This is a genomic window from Alishewanella sp. HH-ZS, from assembly GCF_001704375.1.
In the GTDB taxonomy this organism is placed as follows: Bacteria; Pseudomonadota; Gammaproteobacteria; order Enterobacterales; family Alteromonadaceae; genus Alishewanella; species Alishewanella aestuarii.
Map to the genome: position 1 here is coordinate 30,488 of NZ_LZEJ01000024.1, position 17,555 is coordinate 48,042.

Consider the following 17,555-nt stretch of genomic DNA (forward strand, 5'->3'; position numbering starts at 1 on the left):
TCTTTATGGCAAGCGCCAGTAATTACCGTAACACTAACATTGAGCAGCGGGCTTTACTCAGCATCGCCGTGGTGGTGCTACCCAGAATAAACTGCCGGATCCGCGAATGGCCGTAGGCGCCCATCACAAGCAGATCAATGACTTGTTCCTGCTGGTACTGGTGCAGGGCCTCGTCCGGCTCGCCGGTCACTATCGCGGTACGGGTATCAAAACCGGCCAGCGTTAGCACACTGGCGGCTTCGGCCAGTTGTTTTTCGGCTTGTTCACTGCGTACTGCGGCCATTACCAGATGTACCGGTAGGCCACGACACAGCGGGCTGGCGGCCAGCATTTCCAGACTCTTTTGCGCGGTAGCGCTGCCATCATAGGCCAGCATCACCCGCTTCGGCGCGGAAAAACGCTGCTGCGTCAGTAAAATAGGCTTTTGCATACTGCGGATAATCATCTCGATATGCATCCCCAGCTGCCCATGCGCATCGGTACTGCTTAAGCCTCGCTTACCTAATACCAATAACCGGGTATCATCCTGCAGTGCCTTTAATGACTCCAGTAACGGACCGTGCCGCATCAGTTCGCTGATCTCAGCGACTGCGGCGGCGTTAGCCCGGGCATGCGCCGCATCCAGAATATGATGGCCACGCTGCAATGCCAGCTTGCTGTGTTGTTCATCCAGCTCTGCCAGTTGTTGCAGTAACACTTCCTGCGATCCCAAACCGATACTGCCACTTAAATCCGGCGTTTGGGTATGCTGAGCCCGGTCAATCACATGCACCAGACTAAGGGGCGCGGTCAGCGCCTTCGCGGCCCAGATCGCACCATCACAAACCGCCTCAGCATAGGGTGAGGCATCAATACAGGCGTAGACATGCTTTGTCATCGTTAGTGTCCCATCAATTTTTCGACTGCGTCAGGCTGTTGATGCACAGCAAATTTATCCACCAGGGTAGCGCTGGCTTCATTTAACCCCAGCAGCTCAACCATGGTACCTTCACGGCGGAACTTTAGTACGACCTTATCCAATGAACTAACGGCGGTAATATCCCAGAAATGCGCCCGACTTAAATCAATCTGCACCTTATCCAGTGCTTCCTTAAAGTCAAAGGCGGCGACAAATTGCTCGGCCGAGGTAAAAAAGACCTGCCCGACCACCTGATAATGCCGCTCGCGGCCACCGGCTTGCAGGCTAGAACTGATGTAGAGGATCTGGCCCACTTTATTGGCGAAAAACAAGGCACTGAGTAACACACCAAGCAGTACACCATAAGCCAGATTATGCGTAAAGACCACTACCACCACCGTCGCGATCATCACGATACTGGAACTTAGCGGGTTTTTACGTAAGTCCCGCACCGAGCTCCAGCTAAAGGTGCCAATAGACACCATAATCATCACAGCAACCAGCGCCGCCATCGGGATCATGCCGACATAGTCACTTAAAAATACAATAAACAGCAGCAAGAAAATACCAGCCAGTAGGGTCGAGAGGCGGGTGCGGCCACCGGATTTCACATTAATCACCGATTGCCCGATCATGGCACAGCCAGCCATGCCACCCAGTAAACCAGAACCAATATTGGCGATACCCTGCCCGACACATTCCCGATTCTTATCGCTGCTGGTATCGGTCAGATCATCAACAATGGTTGCGGTCATCAGTGACTCGAGTAAACCCACCACGGCCAGCGCCAACGCATAAGGGAAGATGATTTGCAGCGTTGCAACATTCAGCGGCACATCAGGCCATAAAAAGACTGGTAAGCTATCAGGCAGCTCCCCCATATCGGCGACAGTACGCAGATCGAGCTGGAAATAAACAGCGATAGCGGTTAACACCACTATACACACCAGAGGGGATGGAATGGTTTTGGTGACATAAGGAAACAAATAGATAATGGCCAGGCCCGCCGCGGTCATGCCATACACCACCAAGGTACCATGTTGCCCACTCAGTTCCGGCAGTTGTGCCATAAAAATCAGGATCGCCAGTGCATTAACAAAGCCGGTAACCACAGAGCGTGACACAAAACGCATCAGCTCGCCCAGCTTTAGTAAACCAAACAGGATTTGTAGTAACCCGGTTAATAAGGTTGCGGCCAGTAAATATTCGAGACCATGTTCCCGCACCAGCGTAATCATCAGTAGCGCCATGGCGCCGGTTGCCGCCGAAATCATCGCCGGCCGACCACCAGCAAAGGCGGTAATCACCGCGATACAAAAAGAGGCATAAAGGCCGACCTTAGGATCGACGCCAGCAATAATCGAAAAGGCAATGGCTTCAGGAATTAAGGCCAGCGCGACCACCAAGGCAGAAAGCACATCGCCCCGCACATTGGAAAACCAGGTTTGGCGTAAGGAATTTAACATAGAGCATCCAACAAGAGTCTGACAGTATCGATAACAACAAAATGGCAGTTGCCTGTCGGCAGTGACTTTACTGTTACCACAGAAATGGCTGCCGGTAGCGACCAGCGAATAACAGCTTTTTCGCTTTAGTGCGTTACAGACATAAAAAATAACTGCACCAGGCAAATTATCCAGATATTGCGTTATTTACACCGGCCCACCCTCGTTGTATTTCAATCAATTAGAAGAGATTCTGCTCGTGCTTATTAGCAGCCGCCTTATAAAATGACGGGGGATTATAGCAGTTTTAACCTCTGAAAACGATTGAAAATCGCCATCTTAGCTTACTCACTGCAACTAAGTGTCCTTTAGCGCAATTATCCCCTGCTTGGCTCTAGCCTGCTAAACCGGCAAGCCGTCGCGGAAAAATTGTACGCCACCACAGTGGCTGCAACTTAACAGCTCGGCCGGGTGCGTATAATCGATACTGTGCTGACATTGACTGCAGCGATAGCGGCCCATGCCAACATATTCGCCCTGATAATACACGCCCTGATGTTGGAAATCGTCAATCAGCTCGGCCCACTCTACTTGCGTCCGGTCGGTAATTTGACTTAATTGCTCCCACAGCTCCTCAGTCCACATCGAAGGTTGCTGCTCCTCGGCAGCTGCTTGCTGCCACTGACTTTTCAGCGTTTCCAGAAACAGTTGCGTCTCATAGGCACTGAGCTCCTTGCCAGCTTTCAGATAAGCTTTCAGGGTGTCGGCAACATCCAGCATACTTTGCAGCTGTTCCTGCCCTGCCTGTTGCAGCGTCTGACTCAGATCTTTAAGCCAGTTGCGGTATTTCGCGTTAAAGTCTGCCATCTTGTACTCCACTGGTAATTTAGCAACGCTATTCTGAGTATAGACAAAGGGTAGCTTATTGTTGTCAAACCGCGGCTAAGGTATGCTATAGCCACTTTTTTTACCCATTTCAGCCTGAGGCTGACGCCGGGTCATCCCCGACTTTTCTGGAAGAGCTCAATGCAACAGCAATATAACCCGCAGCAGATTGAAACCGCCCTGCAGCAGCAGTGGCAGGATCAGAATGTTTTTAAAGTAACTGAAGATCCAAACAAAGAGAAATTTTACTGTTTATCGATGTTCCCTTATCCAAGTGGCCGCCTGCATATGGGCCATGTGCGCAATTACACCATCGGTGATGTGATCAGCCGCTTTCAGCGGATGCAGGGTAAAAATGTGCTGCAACCTATGGGTTGGGATGCCTTTGGTTTACCGGCTGAAAACGCTGCGATTAATAACAAGACCGCGCCGGCTAAGTGGACCTACGCCAATATCGATTATATGAAAACACAGCTGAAACGGCTGGGTTTTGGTTACGACTGGGATCGGGAAATTGCTACCTGCAAACCGGATTATTATCGCTGGGAACAATGGTTTTTCACCAAGCTGTATGAAAAAGGCCTGGTTTATAAAAAGATGGCGACGGTAAACTGGGACCCGGTGGATCAGTGCGTACTGGCGAACGAACAAGTGATTGATGGCCGTGGCTGGCGCTCCGGCGCCTTAGTTGAGCAGCGCGAGCTGGCACAGTGGTTTATCCGTATTACCCAGTATGCCGAAGAGTTATTAGAGGATCTGGAACAGTTAACCGAGTGGCCGGAACAAGTCCGCACCATGCAGAAAAACTGGATTGGCCGCTCCGAGGGCGTCAATATCCGTTTTGGCGTCGCTGACAGCGACACTGAACTGGAAGTCTATACTACCCGTCCGGACACGCTGTATGGTGTGACCTATGTTGCGGTAGCCGCCCAGCACCCGCTGGCGCAGCAAGCGGCAATGAGCAACAGCTCTCTGACCGCCTTTATCGAAGATATTAAAGGCAGCAAGGTCAGCGAAGCCGAAATGGCGACCATGGAGAAAAAAGGCTGTGCCACCGGCCTGTACGCCATTCATCCGCTGACCGGCGAGCAGGTCCCGATTTGGGTCGCCAACTTTGTACTGATGGACTACGGTTCAGGTGCCGTGATGGCGGTGCCAGGCCACGACCAACGTGATTACGAGTTTGCCACCAAGTACCAGTTGCCGATTAAGCAAGTGGTTACCGCAGCGGATGGCAGCAGTGTCACACTGGAGCACGCAGCTTATACCGAAAAAGGTCTGCTGATTAACTCAGCCGAATTTAACGGCCTGGACTTTGCCGCCGCCTTTAGCGCCATTGCAGCCAAGCTGCAACAGCTGGGCAAGGGCGAAGTTAAAGTGAACTACCGCTTACGCGATTGGGGGGTATCACGCCAACGCTACTGGGGTACGCCGATCCCAATGTTAAATCTGGCAGATGGTAGTGTGGTGCCGGTCCCGGCCGAGCAGCTGCCGGTGCGTTTACCGGAAGATGTGGTGATGAACGGCGTGACTTCGCCGATTAAAGCCGATCCGGAATGGGCGAAAACCCAATATCAGGGCGCAGCCGCTTTCCATGAAACCGATACCTTCGACACCTTTATGGAATCGAGCTGGTACTATGCCCGCTACTGCAGCCCGGATTATGATCAGGCGATGCTGGATCCGGAGAAAGCCAACTACTGGTTACCGGTTGATCAGTATATCGGTGGCATTGAACACGCCATCCTGCACCTGCTGTATGCCCGCTTTTTCCATAAACTGTTACGCGATGTCGGTCTGGTGCAAAGCGACGAACCGTTTAAACGCTTGTTATGTCAGGGCATGGTATTGGCCGAAACGTTCTACCGCGAAACCGACAATGGCGGCAAAGAATGGTTCTCGCCGCAGGACGTACAGGTTGAGCGCGATGAGAAGGGCCGCATTACCCAGGCCATCCTGAAAACCGACGGCCAGCCGGTGTTATCTGCCGGCATGAGCAAGATGTCGAAATCGAAAAACAACGGTATCGACCCGCAAAAAGTTATCGATCTGTACGGTGCCGATACCGTGCGCTTGTTTATGATGTTTACTGCGCCGCCAGAGCAAACACTGGAATGGTCAGATTCCGCCGTTGAGGGCGCGCACCGCTTTATCAAGCGGATCTATACGCTGATCCATGATCTGCTGGCAGCCGGTGCGCCAGGCGAACTGCAGCTAGACGCGCTAAATGACGAGCAAAAAACCCTGCGCCGCGAGCTGCATAAAACCATTGCTAAGGTTACCGACGATATCGGTCGGCGCTATACCTTTAATACTGCTATCGCGGCGGTAATGGAGCTGAGTAACAAGCTGCAAAAAGCCAGTCTGGCCACGCCGCTGGACCGTGCGGTAATGCACGAGGCCTGTAACGCGCTGCTGCAGTTATTAAACCCGATCGTGCCCCATGTAGCGCAGTATCTGTGGGCCGAGTTGGGTAACAGCAGCCTGATTGAACAGGTCGCCTGGCCTGGCGTCGACGAGAGCGCCCTGGTCGAAGACGAGAAACTGGTGGTGGTGCAAATCAACGGTAAGGTGCGCGCTAAAATTACCGTGCCGGCTGCTGCAGAGCAGGATGCGGTACTGGCGATTGCCAAACTGGATGAGAATGTGCAGCGTTATCTGGACGGCGTCGCCATGAAAAAGGTGATTTACGTACCGGGTAAACTGCTTAATCTGGTGGTGGGCTAAGATGGCCTGGCGCCTGACACTGCTGGCGCTGCTGTTCAGTCTGCTGAGCAGCTGCGGCTTTCACCTGCGCGGCAATCTGCCGCTCAGTCAGTTTCCGGCCATCTATGTGCAAAGCGAAGCGCACTCTGAGTTGGCAGCGCTGTTAAAACAGCGCTTTAGTCAAAATCAGGTCGAGTTACTGGGCAGTTACCAGCAAGACAGACCGGCGCTGCAGCTGGTGCGCGATACGCTGGAGCGGCGCACCCTGTCGCTGTTTGCCAATGGCCAGGTTGCCGAATATGAGCTGATTTACAAAGTCGAGTATCGGATCCAATTACCCGGCGAGCAGGAACAGTTTTATCAGTTCGAGTTATACCGTGATTATCAGGATGATCCGAATCAGGCCCTGGCGAAAGCCCAGGAACTGGAGCTGCTGTTAAGCGAATTACGCCAGCAGGCTGCCAACCGTATTATCCGCCAACTGGCTCGCCTGGGCTGATGCAGAAGCTGTACGCCAATCAATTGCCAGCCCAGCTGCAACAGGGGCTGGCGCCCTGTTATCTGATTTTTGGCGAAGAGCCACTGCAAAAACTGGAAGCCATCGAAGCGATCCGGCACGCGGCCAAACCGCAAGGCTTTTTGGAGCGGCTGAGCTTTAGCGCTGATGCCCAGTTCGACTGGCAGCAGCTGGATAACGAACTCAGTGCCATGTCCTTGTTTGCCGAGCGGCGGCTGATTGAACTGGAACTGGCACAAGCCAAACCGCCGGCTGCCGTCAACGAACAACTGAAGCAACTGGCTGCCAAACTGCATCCCGATATCGTGCTGGTGGTGCATGGCAGTCGCAGCTTTAGTGAAGTCAGCAAACTGGCCTGGTTTAAACAACTGTCAGAGCAGGCAGTGCAAGTGGCAATTTACCCACTGGATGAGCGGCAACAACTGCAATGGCTGCAGCAACGCGCCCGCCAGTTACAGTTGCAGCTAAGCTCTGATGCGCTGAATTTGCTGCAACAACACTGTGCCGGCAACCTGCTGGCCGCCCGGCAGGAGCTGGAAAAGCTGGCACTGACCCATCCGGATAGCCGCATTGATGCCGAGACCTTTAGCCGCTTTTTAGCCGATCATTCCAGCTACAACGTGTTTCAACTGACCGATTCGGTATTAGCCGGGCATAGTGCCGAAGCCGCACACCGGCTGCAGCGCTTGCTGGAACAGGACACTGAGCCGGTGATTATCGCCTGGCAATTACATAAAGAGCTGAGCATCCTGCAACAGCTGGCCCAGGCGGAGCAACAAGGCCAACTGAGCGCACAGTTTAAACAATTGGCGATCTGGCCGAAACGCCAGCCATTATATCAACAAGCCCTGCAGCGACTTAGCCGGGGTTGGCAAAACTATTTGTTACAGGAACTGGCGGCCTTTGATCGCTTATTTAAAGCCGGCCGGCTGACTAACACCACGCTGGCGTTATTACATCTGGTGACCTTATTCTGCCATCCGGTAGCCAAAACCTTTGCTTTGCAACAGTATGACGCAGACTAAACTAGTAGGGATTTTTGGCGGCACCTTCGATCCGATCCATCTTGGCCATCTGGCAGTTGCACGTTATGTGCTGACGCACTGCGCTTTAGATAGCGTTAAGCTGATGCCCTGCCATCTGCCGCCGCACCGTGCCAGTCCGGGCGTCAGCAGTGTCGAGCGGGCACGGATGGTCGAGCTGGCTATCAGTGCAGAGCCAAAGCTGCAGCTCGAACCGCTGGAACTGAGCCTGCAACAACCGTCTTACACGGTAAATAGCCTGACGCTGCTAAAGCAGCAAGATCCTGCTGCGCACCTGTGTTTTATTATTGGCATGGACTCACTGCAGTATTTTCGCAGCTGGCATCAGTGGCAGCAGATCCTGACATTGGCCCATCTGATCGTACTTAAGCGCCCCGGCTATAGCGCACAGGATGGCGACGCACCAGCGCTACTCACCCAATACGGCATCAGCCTGCCAGAGCTCAGCACACTGCCAGCCGGTGGCATCCTGCTGTTGGATAATCCGGATTTTCCACAAAGCGCAACCTTTGTCCGTGCGCAGTTAGCCGTGGACCCGGCCGTGCAGGCCATGCTACCGCCAGCGGTACTTAGTTATATTCAGCAACATGGGCTCTATGGTTGCGCTGTTTCCGCTGCCAAAGTGTGATAAAATAGCGCCCTTTTAGCTTGCATGAGGAATAAGGGTGCAAACAAACGAACTGGTCGCCTTTGTCGTAGACAAGGTTGATGACATGAAAGCCCGCGATATCGTGACCTTAGATGTCCGGGGTAAATCCAGCGTCACCGAATTTATGGTGATCTGCTCTGGAACTTCCAGCCGCCACGCAAAGTCTATTGCCGGGTACCTGGCGCAAGAAGTGAAAAAACAAGGCGTTCAACCACTGGGCATCGAAGGTGAAGCCTCGGGGGAATGGGTATTACTGGATCTGGACAGTGTTGTCGTGCATGTGATGCAGGAAGAAAGCCGGCATTTTTATCAGTTGGAAAAGCTCTGGGGCGGTTAAGTAGTTATGAAGTTGATCCTGATTGCCGTGGGTACCAAGATGCCTGCCTGGGTACAAACCGGCTTTGAGGAATATGCCCGTCGCTTTCCCCGTGATCTGCCGTTTGAACTGATTGAAATTGCCGCTGGTAAGCGCGGTAAAAATGCGGATATCAAACGCATTTTAGAGCAAGAAGGCGAAAAAATGCTGGCGGCAGTGCCCAAAGGTAGCCGCATCGTGACGCTGGAAGTGCTGGGTCAAAACTGGACCAGCCCGCAGCTGGCCGGCAAGTTACAGGAATGGCAACAGGATGGCCGTGATGTCTGCTTACTGGTGGGCGGCCCGGAAGGTTTGGCGCCAGCCTGTATTGCAGCCAGCGAAGCCAAATGGTCACTCTCGGCGCTGACGCTGCCGCATCCGCTGGTCAGGGTGGTGATGGCAGAAGCCCTGTACCGCGCCTGGAGTATTAGTACCAATCACCCTTATCACCGCGAGTAGGCATGCTGAAAAAACGCGTCACTATGCAGGATGTTGCTGCCGAAGCCCGCTTGTTCAGCCGGCGGGCGCTGACCGCTATGCTGGTAGTCAGCCTGCTGTTTTGCGTGTTAATTGTTAATATGTATCACCTGCAGGTGAAATCCTATCAGATCTACCAAACCCGCTCCGAGGGTAACCGGATTAAAGTGGTGCCACTGGCGCCAAACCGCGGCATGATCACTGACCGTAACGGTATTTTGCTGGCTGAGAACCGGCCGGTGTTCTCCCTCGAGTTGGTACCGGAGCAGGTCGAAAATATGACCGAAACGGTGGCAGAGCTGGCGCTGCTAATCGAGATCCCGGACGAGTTACAACAAAGCTTCCTGCGTGATGTGCGCCAACAGCGTCGCTTTAATAGCATAGCGCTGAAAGAGCAGCTCAATGATGAAGAAGTGGCAATCATCTCGGTTAACCTGCACCGTTTTCCCGGCGTCACTGTCGAAGCCCGTCTTAGCCGCCACTACCCGTTCGGTAATTTGTTTACCCATGCGCTGGGCTATATCGGCCGCATCAATACCAACGACCTGAAACGGCTGGAAGAGAGCGACCAACTGGCAAATTACGCCGCCACCCGCGATATCGGCAAAATTGGCTTAGAGCGCTACTACGAAACCGAATTACACGGAACCATGGGTTATCAGGAAGTTGAGGTGAATAACCGCGGCCGCCTGATCCGGGTATTACGCTCGGTACCGGCGCAATCGGGTAAAAATATTCAGCTTAATCTGGATGTGGGCCTGCAACTCACCGCCCAGCAGTTACTGGAAGGTAAGCGCGGGGCTATTGTTGCAATGGATCCCCGCGATGGTGCCGTGATGGCGTTTTACAGTAATCCCAGCTACGACCCTAACCTCTTTGTGCACGGTATCAGCAGTACCAATTACAATGCGTTGTTAAATTCACCGGACCGGCCGCTGATTAACCGGGTGACGCAAGGCGTATATCCGCCAGCCTCTACCATTAAGCCGCATCTGGCATTGCTGGGGCTGGAAACCAATACTATAACCCCCAGCACCCGGATCTGGGATCCGGGCTTCTTTCAGCTACCCGGCGTCGAGCATCGTTACCGCGACTGGAAACGCTGGGGGCATGGCTGGGTCGATGTTTACAGTGCCATTATCGAGAGCTGTGATACCTTCTTTTATGATATGGGGGTCAAACTCGGGATTGACCGTATTTCTGATTATATGAACAAGCTTGGTTTTGGTGAAAAAACCGGTATTGATATTCTGGAAGAGTCCAACACCAATATGCCGTCACGCGGTTGGAAACGCGCCCGGCATAACCAGCCCTGGTATCACGGTGACACCGTCGCGGTCAGTATCGGCCAAGGCTACTGGACTTCTACACCAATCCAGCTGATGACCACCACCGCCGCCTTACTGAATAATGGCATGCTGCCGATCCCCCATATGGCGAAAACTCTGACGAATGATGCCGGCACCGAGCAGGTCAGTACCGAATTGCAACCGACCGTCAATGTGGTTAACCCACGCAACTGGCAAGTGATCCGCGATGCGATGGAGCAAACCGTCAGTACGCAAAAGGGTACCGCCTTTAACGCCTTTCGTGGCGCCAGTTATAGCTCAGGCGGCAAAACCGGTACTGCCCAGCTGGTAAAAATTGCGCAGGATGCCAAATACGATGCCAATGCACTGGATGAGCGGCTGCGCGATAATGCCATGTATGTCGGTTATGCACCGGCGGTTGATCCAACCATTATTGTCGCCGTTACCGTAGAAAATATTGGCGGTGGTGGCAGCACAGCCGCGCCCATTGCCCGTCAGTTGATGGATTATTATTTCAGTGCCGGAGTCAATAGCAATGAATGACAGTCTGGTTAACCCGAAAACCCGCATCAGCCGGCTGGCGTTTTTTCATATCGATACGCCGCTGTTACTGGGCCTACTGGCGCTGATCGGCTATGGTCTGCTGGTGCTTTACAGCGCCTCTGGCCAGAGCGAGCGGATGGTCGAAGCGCAGATTATCCGCCTGGGTCTGGCCTTTGCGGTAATGATCGGGGTAGCGCAAATCAACCCGCTCACTATCCGGCGTTGGTCATTGCCGCTGTTTATTGTCGGTACCCTGCTATTGGTGGCGGTATTGCTGTTTGGTCATGTCGGTAAAGGTGCCCAACGCTGGCTGGACCTGGGTTTTATGAAGTTTCAGCCGTCCGAAATTATGAAGCTGGCAGTACCAATGGCGATTGCCTGGTTTATTGCCTCGCATAACCTGCCGCCGAAAAAGCGCCATCTGACGGTTGGTTTCTTAATGTGTGTGATCCCGACGCTGCTGATTGCCAAGCAACCCGATCTGGGCACTGCTATCCTAATTGCCACTGCAGGTATTTTTGTCTTATTTCTGGCCGGGATGAGCTGGAAGCTCATCACCTTTATCGTGGCACTGGTATCTGCCTTTGCGCCCGTGCTCTGGCTGTTTGGCATGCACGATTATCAGCGGCGCCGGGTACTGACCTTTCTCAACCCGGAAAGTGACCCGCTGGGCTCAGGCTATCATATTATCCAATCCAAGATCGCCATTGGCTCTGGTGGCGTGCATGGTAAAGGCTGGTTGCAGGGTACCCAGTCGCAGCTGGAGTTTTTGCCAGAGCGTCATACCGATTTTATTTTCTCAGTGCTAAGTGAAGAATTTGGCCTGGTCGGCGTATTGTTTTTACTGGCTATCTATTTGTTTATTATTGGCCGGGGCTTGCTTATCGCCACCCGGGCACAGGATAATTATGGCAAATTGGTTGTCGGCAGCTTTACCCTGACATTTTTCGTCTATGTGTTCGTCAATATAGGCATGGTTTCCGGGCTGTTACCGGTTGTTGGGGTGCCGTTACCGCTGGTCAGTTATGGTGGCACCTCGATGGTGACCATGATGGCCGCTTTTGGCATTATTATGTCGGTAAGTACACATAAACGCAGTATGGCCCAAACCTGATATGACTAAATTACGCCTCAGCCTGATCACCCTGCTTGCTGCCGCTACCCTGGCGGCCTGTAGCAGCAAACCACCAGCCCCGGGTACACCGGCGGCAAAACCACCATCGATGGTATCACCGAATGCCGGTCGCTATCGTGATGAAACCGACAGCAAACCGCCCCGCTTACCGACCTTGCTGGAAATGACCGACCCGGTACCCAAGGCCGAGCCGTTGAGCCGCGGTGGTAATAACCCATACAATATCTTCGGCCAGGATTACCTGCCGTTACAACAGCTGACCGAGCATACCGAAGTCGGTATTGCCTCCTGGTATGGCAATAAATTTCACGGTTACCATACCTCGAATGGCGAGATCTACAATATGTTCGCCATGACCGCGGCCCATAAAACCCTGCCGTTGCCGTCTTATGTGCGGGTAACCAATCTGGATAATAACCAAAGCGCTATTGTGCGGGTCAATGACCGCGGCCCTTTCCACCAGGACCGGATTATTGATCTCTCTTATTCAGCAGCCCATAAAATCGGCATGCTACAACGCGGTACAGCCAGGGTTAAGGTTGAGCTGATAAAATCGCCGGCGATGCTGGCGCAGCAACAAGGGCAACAAGGCATTCCGATGCAGCGCGCGGCGCCGCCCAGTGCCGGTGAAACACGGATTAGAAGTGCTGAACTACCGAACAGACAATGCTATATCCAACTGTTTGCGATCAGTGACAACAACAGAGCGCGTCAGTTGCAGCAACAAATTGCCAGCCAGTGGTCAGTACCAACGGAGATCCGCTCCGGTAACGGCTTACACCGGCTGTTAATAGGTCCAACCTCGGATAGCCAACTGGCGCAACAATGGCTGAATCAGTTCCGCACCGGCAGCTATCCGCAGGCATTTTTTGTCGATGGTGGTCAGTGCGGCTGATCACTCCAGCTAGTCCCGAACTTATAAGAAAGGTGCTATGAACAGTTATTATCAGGTTTTTGGTGCGGCAACCTTAGCCGTAAGCAGTGCATTTCTGGTAGCGCAAGCCAGCGCACAAAGTGTGATGCCACAGGCACCGCAAGTGGCCGCGAAAGGGCATATTCTGGTCGATTATGATACCGGCGCGGTACTGTCGGAAGAAAATGCCGATATGTCGCTGGCCCCTGCCAGTTTAACCAAGATGATGACCATCTATGTTATCGGTATGGAGCTGAAACAGGGCAATATCAGTCTGGACGATATGGTTACAGTTAGCGAGCGCGCCTGGTCGAGAAACTTCCCCGGCTCTTCGCTGATGTTTATTGAAGTGGGCGCTCAGGTCAAAGTTGCAGATCTGGCGCGTGGTATTATGATCCAGTCAGGCAATGATGCCTGTGTTGCCATGGCAGAACATATCGCCGGTACCGAAAGTGCCTTTGTCGATCTGATGAATGCGCACGCCGAGCGTCTGGGCATGGTCAATACCCGCTTTGGCAATAGTCATGGTTTACATCTGGACGAGCAGTACACTACGCCGCGTGATATGGCCGTACTGTCGCGGGCACTGATCCGGGATGTACCAGACTTATACGCCCTGTATTCTGAGCGGCAGTTCACCTTTAATAACATTACCCAGCACAACCGTAACTCCCTGCTGTGGGATCGCAGCCTGGAAGTAGATGGCATTAAAACCGGTTATACTAAAGAAGCCGGCTTTAGCCTGATCACCTCAGCCACCCGTGAAGGTATGCGGCTGGTGTCGGTGGTCATGGGCACGGCTAACGAACGCGCCCGCGCCGCCGAAAATAAAAAGTTACTGACCTACGGTTTCCGCTTTTTTGAAACTGTCACTACCCATCAGGCCGGTGAAAAACTGGCCGACGAGCGACTGTGGAAAGGTCAGCAACCAACGGTTGCGGTTGGTCTGGCGGAAAATGCGACTGTGACCTTACAACGTGGTCAGCGTCGGAATTTAAAAGCAGACATCCAGTTGGATCAGCAACTGATCGCCCCCATTAACAAGGGCGATGTGGTTGGCAAGGTGGTGCTGCAGCTGAACAATGAACAGCTTGGCAGCTACCCGCTTGTGGCCCTGGAAAGTATTGAACAGGCAGGCTTTTTCAGCCGGCTGGTTGATGCTGTGAAGTTAAAGTTTCAATAACGCCACACCGAGATTAAGCTAAGTCCCGGCCTGGCCGGGACTTTTTTATTTTTACTGAGTAAAGCAGATGGTCACTGAAGTTAAAAATACCCGTTTTGATGAGTTTCTGGAATTTCCCTGCCAGTTTAATTTTAAAGTACTGGGTCTGGCCGATGCGCGGCTGGTTGACGAGGTGATGATGGTGATCCGCCAACATGCCGACGCCGCCGATTACAGCCCCAGTGTTAAGCCCAGCGGTAAGGGAACCTACCATTCGGTGACAGTACAGGTGACAGTCACCAGTAAGTCGCATATTGAATTACTGTACACTGAGCTTGGCAAAATTGAGCTGGTGCGCTACGTACTCTGAGCAGTTTACGCCGCCAGAGGTACTCGAAATCCGCGACTTATCCAGTATAATGCCCGCTTAAATCAGCACGGAGCTTACCTTGTCTATTACCGAGCAACTGGTGATCCGCCAGCTGGGTCTGCAAGACTACAGCCGGATCTGGCAAGCCATGCAGCAGTTTACCGATCTGCGCGACAGTAACACGCCGGATGAAATCTGGTTGTTAGAGCATCCACCGGTCTTTACCCAGGGGCAGGCCGGTAAAGCCGAACATCTGCTGTTTCCGGGAGACATTCCGGTGGTACAGGTTGATCGCGGCGGTCAGGTCACCTACCACGGCCCGGGCCAGTTGGTGGCTTACGTACTATTGGATATCAAGCGCCGTAATCTGGGCGTGCGCCAGCTGGTCAGCATGCTGGAAAATATCCTGATTGAGCTGTTGCGCCGTTATAACATCAACGCCGAAGCCCGACCCGATGCACCTGGCGTCTATGTTGCGGGAGCGAAGATCGCCTCGCTCGGGCTGCGGGTACGTAAAGGCTGTACCTTTCACGGTCTGGCGTTGAATGTGCAGATGGATATGGAGCCCTTTAGCCGGATCAACCCGTGCGGTTATGCCGGTATGCAAATGGTACAATGTAGTGAGCTGGGCGGACCGCTTCAAGTCTCTGAGGCCGCAACCGTCATGGCCGAACTTTTTCAACAACATCTGGCAATTAGCAGCCCGGTGGTTAAAACAGGGTTAGAGAACTAAAATGACCAAAACAGCACGTATGGAACCCGGCGTTAAGCTGCGCGATGCGGAGAAAATGGCATTAATCCCGGTAAAGGTACTGCCCACCGAGCGCGACGAGATGTTACGCAAGCCAGAATGGCTGAAGATCAAACTGCCGAAAAGCACCGAGCGGATCGACGAAATCAAAGGCGCACTGCGCAAACACGGCCTGCATTCAGTGTGCGAAGAAGCCTCCTGCCCCAATTTATCCGAGTGTTTTAACCACGGTACCGCCACCTTTATGATCCTGGGTGCCATCTGTACCCGTCGCTGCCCGTTCTGTGACGTCGCCCATGGCCGGCCGCTGCCACCCAGTGCTGAAGAGCCGGAAAAGCTGGCACTGACCATTCGCGATATGAAGCTAAAGTATGTGGTGATTACCTCAGTAGACCGCGACGACTTACGTGATGGCGGTGCCCAGCATTTTGCCGACTGTATTGCAGCCATTCGTAAATATAGCCCGGAGATTAAAATTGAAGTACTGGTACCGGACTTCCGTGGTCGGATGGATGTGGCATTAGAAATTTTGAGTAAGAATCCGCCTGACGTATTTAACCATAACCTGGAAACCGCACCTCGCTTGTATAAACTGGCTCGTCCAGGTGCAGATTATAAATGGTCACTAACACTGCTTAAGCGCTTTAAAGAAATACATCCGCAGGTTGCCACCAAATCTGGTTTGATGGTGGGTTTGGGTGAAACTACAGACGAGTTATTGGAAGTGTTGCGCGATCTACGCGAACATCAGGTCGATATGTTAACCGTGGGGCAGTATCTGCAACCAAGTAAGCACCACCTGCCGGTAAAACGCTATATGCCACCGGCAGAGTTTGCAGAGATCAAAGCCTATGCCGATGAGTTAGGTTTTAAACATGCTGCCTGCGGCCCCTTTGTCCGCTCCAGCTATCATGCAGACCGTCAGGCAGCAGGTGAAGATATTGTGACTTACAACGCTAAATAGTACTCCACAATGCTATTTTGTACTGTACATCGCTGTTTTGTACCGCCACTTCGTTGTAATAGCGAAGTGGCTTAGTGAAGGGGATTCCACGGATCAAGGAATTCCCCTCCGATAATCGTTACTGGCGGCTTGAGTGGTTCGGTGCCATTCAGCCCAACCCAAAAGTAGCTCGTGAACCTGCCCTGCAGGTCATCATTACCCCCTTTAAAACTCCTGATATAAAAACACTTACGCCAAATAAGCTTGCTTCGGCATCCTCAAGCCTGGTGGATTACAGCGAACAAAGAACTATCCAGATTGGCACAGGCCAGCTTCCGATGCTTTGTATCGGTTCTATTTGGCGTAACAACGAGTTTCAGCCCCAGTTAGCCGGTCAGGTGACAGAGTTTAATTCTCTGGAGATTTCAGACCGAACTACCCGTACACTAAACGCCAGCAGCAAAGAGCAGAATCAATACATAATCCCCTTCAGCCACTACCGTTTCGGCAAAGATGGCTTCTTCAGCAAAATGGTAGCTATAGAGCATGAAGGCGACCCATACGGCATTCTGGTACCTATGGCTGAGTTGGTCCGGTTTTATTATGCAGTGTCGACCGATCTGGCAGATGTAGTGTTCTCCGGCGATTTAAAACACAACCTGCATTCAGTGCTGAATATGGAGCACACCTGGTCCGAGCCTGAAGATGATCGCGAAGTGATTGGCTTACGCCAACGTTTCTCTGATGAAGACGGCTGGGTGCTGGCAAGAATTATAAATTCGCCAGAAGCCTGGGCTGGCGCTACTGCAGTGCATGACGAAATGCTGAAGAATCGTTTTAATGGCAAATCCAGCCATATAGAAAGCGCCTTTCCATTTAGTGGCCTTACAAATCTGACCGCACGCTGTAAGCTGATTCCAACCAAAGACCCTAAGATATGGCGTTACCTGGTATTGTCATTAGTACGCTGCACAGCAGCTTTTCCCTTCCGGCATCTGACGGTATACCGCGACAACGATAACAACAGAGCTGAGGAAGGTAAGGATAAGCCTGATAACGAAAAGAAACCAGGTTGGCCAGGCCCACGAGTTGTAAAGGGCAACCTGGACAAAGATTTTCAAAGCCAGCAGGCTCCCAATAAGAACAGCTGTATGGAAGTATTCAACCTGCCAACAGACAGATTTGGTGACATAGCGGGTAAAGAGCCAGACAAGCCAACCAAAGAACAATGTGAGTACAAATCTGTTGCCATAGCCAAACCACCGGTACACAGCGATCAGCTCAGCAGCGCCCAGGGTGATGATACCGACTCAACAACAGGCTCAGGCCGCCTGAACAGCACCTACGAGCGTGCCAAAGCACTTCCTGCCAGCTTCGATACCTTTATCAAAGCCATTGAGCACCTGAACACATTTGAAGGCTTTAGCGGCTGTTCGGCGTCAACTATCTTGGC

At 52.7% G+C, this 17,555-nt stretch carries 17 protein-coding genes; 14 read left to right on the top strand and 3 right to left on the bottom strand.

Annotation, left to right across the window (positions count from 1 at the left end; genetic code table 11):
* Window positions 1-22 precede the first annotated feature (22 nt).
* The 3 genes from A9165_RS10880 to A9165_RS10890 all read right to left on the bottom strand — a co-directional run bounded on the left by A9165_RS10880 (window position 23) and on the right by A9165_RS10890 (window position 3,210).
* Complete coding sequence (locus A9165_RS10880; RefSeq protein ID WP_065955887.1) at window positions 23-877, bottom strand: universal stress protein; 855 nt, start codon at window positions 875-877, stop codon at window positions 23-25.
* 2 nt (window positions 878-879) lie between these two features.
* On the bottom strand, window positions 880-2,364 hold the full coding sequence (locus A9165_RS10885) for a SulP family inorganic anion transporter (protein WP_065955888.1): 1,485 nt from the start codon (window positions 2,362-2,364) through the stop codon (window positions 880-882).
* Between the two features lie 381 nt (window positions 2,365-2,745).
* Window positions 2,746-3,210, bottom strand: a complete 465-nt coding sequence (locus A9165_RS10890) for a hypothetical protein (RefSeq protein WP_065955889.1) — start codon at window positions 3,208-3,210, stop codon at window positions 2,746-2,748.
* A 159-nt stretch (window positions 3,211-3,369) separates the two neighbouring features.
* On the opposite strand from A9165_RS10890, the gene leuS reads away from it, so the two are divergent.
* The 14 genes from leuS to A9165_RS10960 form a co-directional block, all read left to right on the top strand.
* Window positions 3,370-5,955, top strand: a complete 2,586-nt coding sequence (gene leuS, locus A9165_RS10895) for a leucine--tRNA ligase (protein WP_065955890.1) — start codon at window positions 3,370-3,372, stop codon at window positions 5,953-5,955.
* A 1-nt stretch (window position 5,956) separates the two neighbouring features.
* A complete protein-coding gene (lptE, locus tag A9165_RS10900; protein WP_065955891.1) occupies window positions 5,957-6,433 on the top strand; it encodes an LPS assembly lipoprotein LptE in 477 nt (158 codons plus the stop codon).
* Window positions 6,433-7,476 carry a DNA polymerase III subunit delta gene (gene holA / locus A9165_RS10905; RefSeq protein WP_008949874.1) on the top strand — a complete coding sequence of 348 codons (1,044 nt, stop codon included), beginning with the start codon at window positions 6,433-6,435 and terminating at the stop codon, window positions 7,474-7,476. Before lptE ends, holA begins: the two co-directional genes overlap by 1 nt.
* Entirely contained in the window at window positions 7,463-8,122 is a 660-nt protein-coding gene (gene nadD / locus A9165_RS10910; RefSeq protein WP_065955892.1) for a nicotinate-nucleotide adenylyltransferase, read from the top strand. Before holA ends, nadD begins: the two co-directional genes overlap by 14 nt.
* A gap of 37 nt (window positions 8,123-8,159) precedes the next feature.
* A complete protein-coding gene (rsfS, locus tag A9165_RS10915; protein WP_008949876.1) occupies window positions 8,160-8,480 on the top strand; it encodes a ribosome silencing factor in 321 nt (106 codons plus the stop codon).
* A 6-nt stretch (window positions 8,481-8,486) separates the two neighbouring features.
* Window positions 8,487-8,957 (top strand): 23S rRNA (pseudouridine(1915)-N(3))-methyltransferase RlmH, encoded by a 471-nt coding sequence (gene rlmH, locus A9165_RS10920; RefSeq protein ID WP_008608716.1) that lies wholly within the window; start codon window positions 8,487-8,489, stop codon window positions 8,955-8,957.
* A 2-nt stretch (window positions 8,958-8,959) separates the two neighbouring features.
* The gene (mrdA, locus tag A9165_RS10925; protein WP_176714619.1) at window positions 8,960-10,828 is read left to right on the top strand and encodes a penicillin-binding protein 2; all 1,869 of its coding nucleotides are present in this window, start codon (window positions 8,960-8,962) and stop codon (window positions 10,826-10,828) included.
* Window positions 10,821-11,942, top strand: a complete 1,122-nt coding sequence (rodA, locus tag A9165_RS10930; protein ID WP_065955893.1) for a rod shape-determining protein RodA — start codon at window positions 10,821-10,823, stop codon at window positions 11,940-11,942. The genes mrdA and rodA overlap by 8 nt, the downstream gene beginning before the upstream one ends.
* Window position 11,943: 1 nt before the next feature.
* Complete coding sequence (locus A9165_RS10935; protein WP_065955894.1) at window positions 11,944-12,858, top strand: septal ring lytic transglycosylase RlpA family protein; 915 nt, start codon at window positions 11,944-11,946, stop codon at window positions 12,856-12,858.
* Window positions 12,859-12,895: 37 nt separating this feature from the next.
* On the top strand, window positions 12,896-14,059 hold the full coding sequence (locus A9165_RS10940; RefSeq protein ID WP_065955895.1) for a D-alanyl-D-alanine carboxypeptidase family protein: 1,164 nt from the start codon (window positions 12,896-12,898) through the stop codon (window positions 14,057-14,059).
* 67 nt (window positions 14,060-14,126) lie between these two features.
* Window positions 14,127-14,408 (top strand): DUF493 family protein YbeD, encoded by a 282-nt coding sequence (gene ybeD, locus A9165_RS10945; RefSeq protein WP_065955896.1) that lies wholly within the window; start codon window positions 14,127-14,129, stop codon window positions 14,406-14,408.
* Between the two features lie 79 nt (window positions 14,409-14,487).
* Window positions 14,488-15,141, top strand: a complete 654-nt coding sequence (gene lipB / locus A9165_RS10950; RefSeq protein ID WP_008608723.1) for a lipoyl(octanoyl) transferase LipB — start codon at window positions 14,488-14,490, stop codon at window positions 15,139-15,141.
* A gap of 1 nt (window position 15,142) precedes the next feature.
* Complete coding sequence (lipA, locus tag A9165_RS10955; RefSeq protein ID WP_065955897.1) at window positions 15,143-16,123, top strand: lipoyl synthase; 981 nt, start codon at window positions 15,143-15,145, stop codon at window positions 16,121-16,123.
* A gap of 74 nt (window positions 16,124-16,197) precedes the next feature.
* A partial coding sequence (locus A9165_RS10960) for a hypothetical protein (protein ID WP_141686154.1) occupies window positions 16,198-17,555 on the top strand: 1,358 nt, incomplete at its 3' end.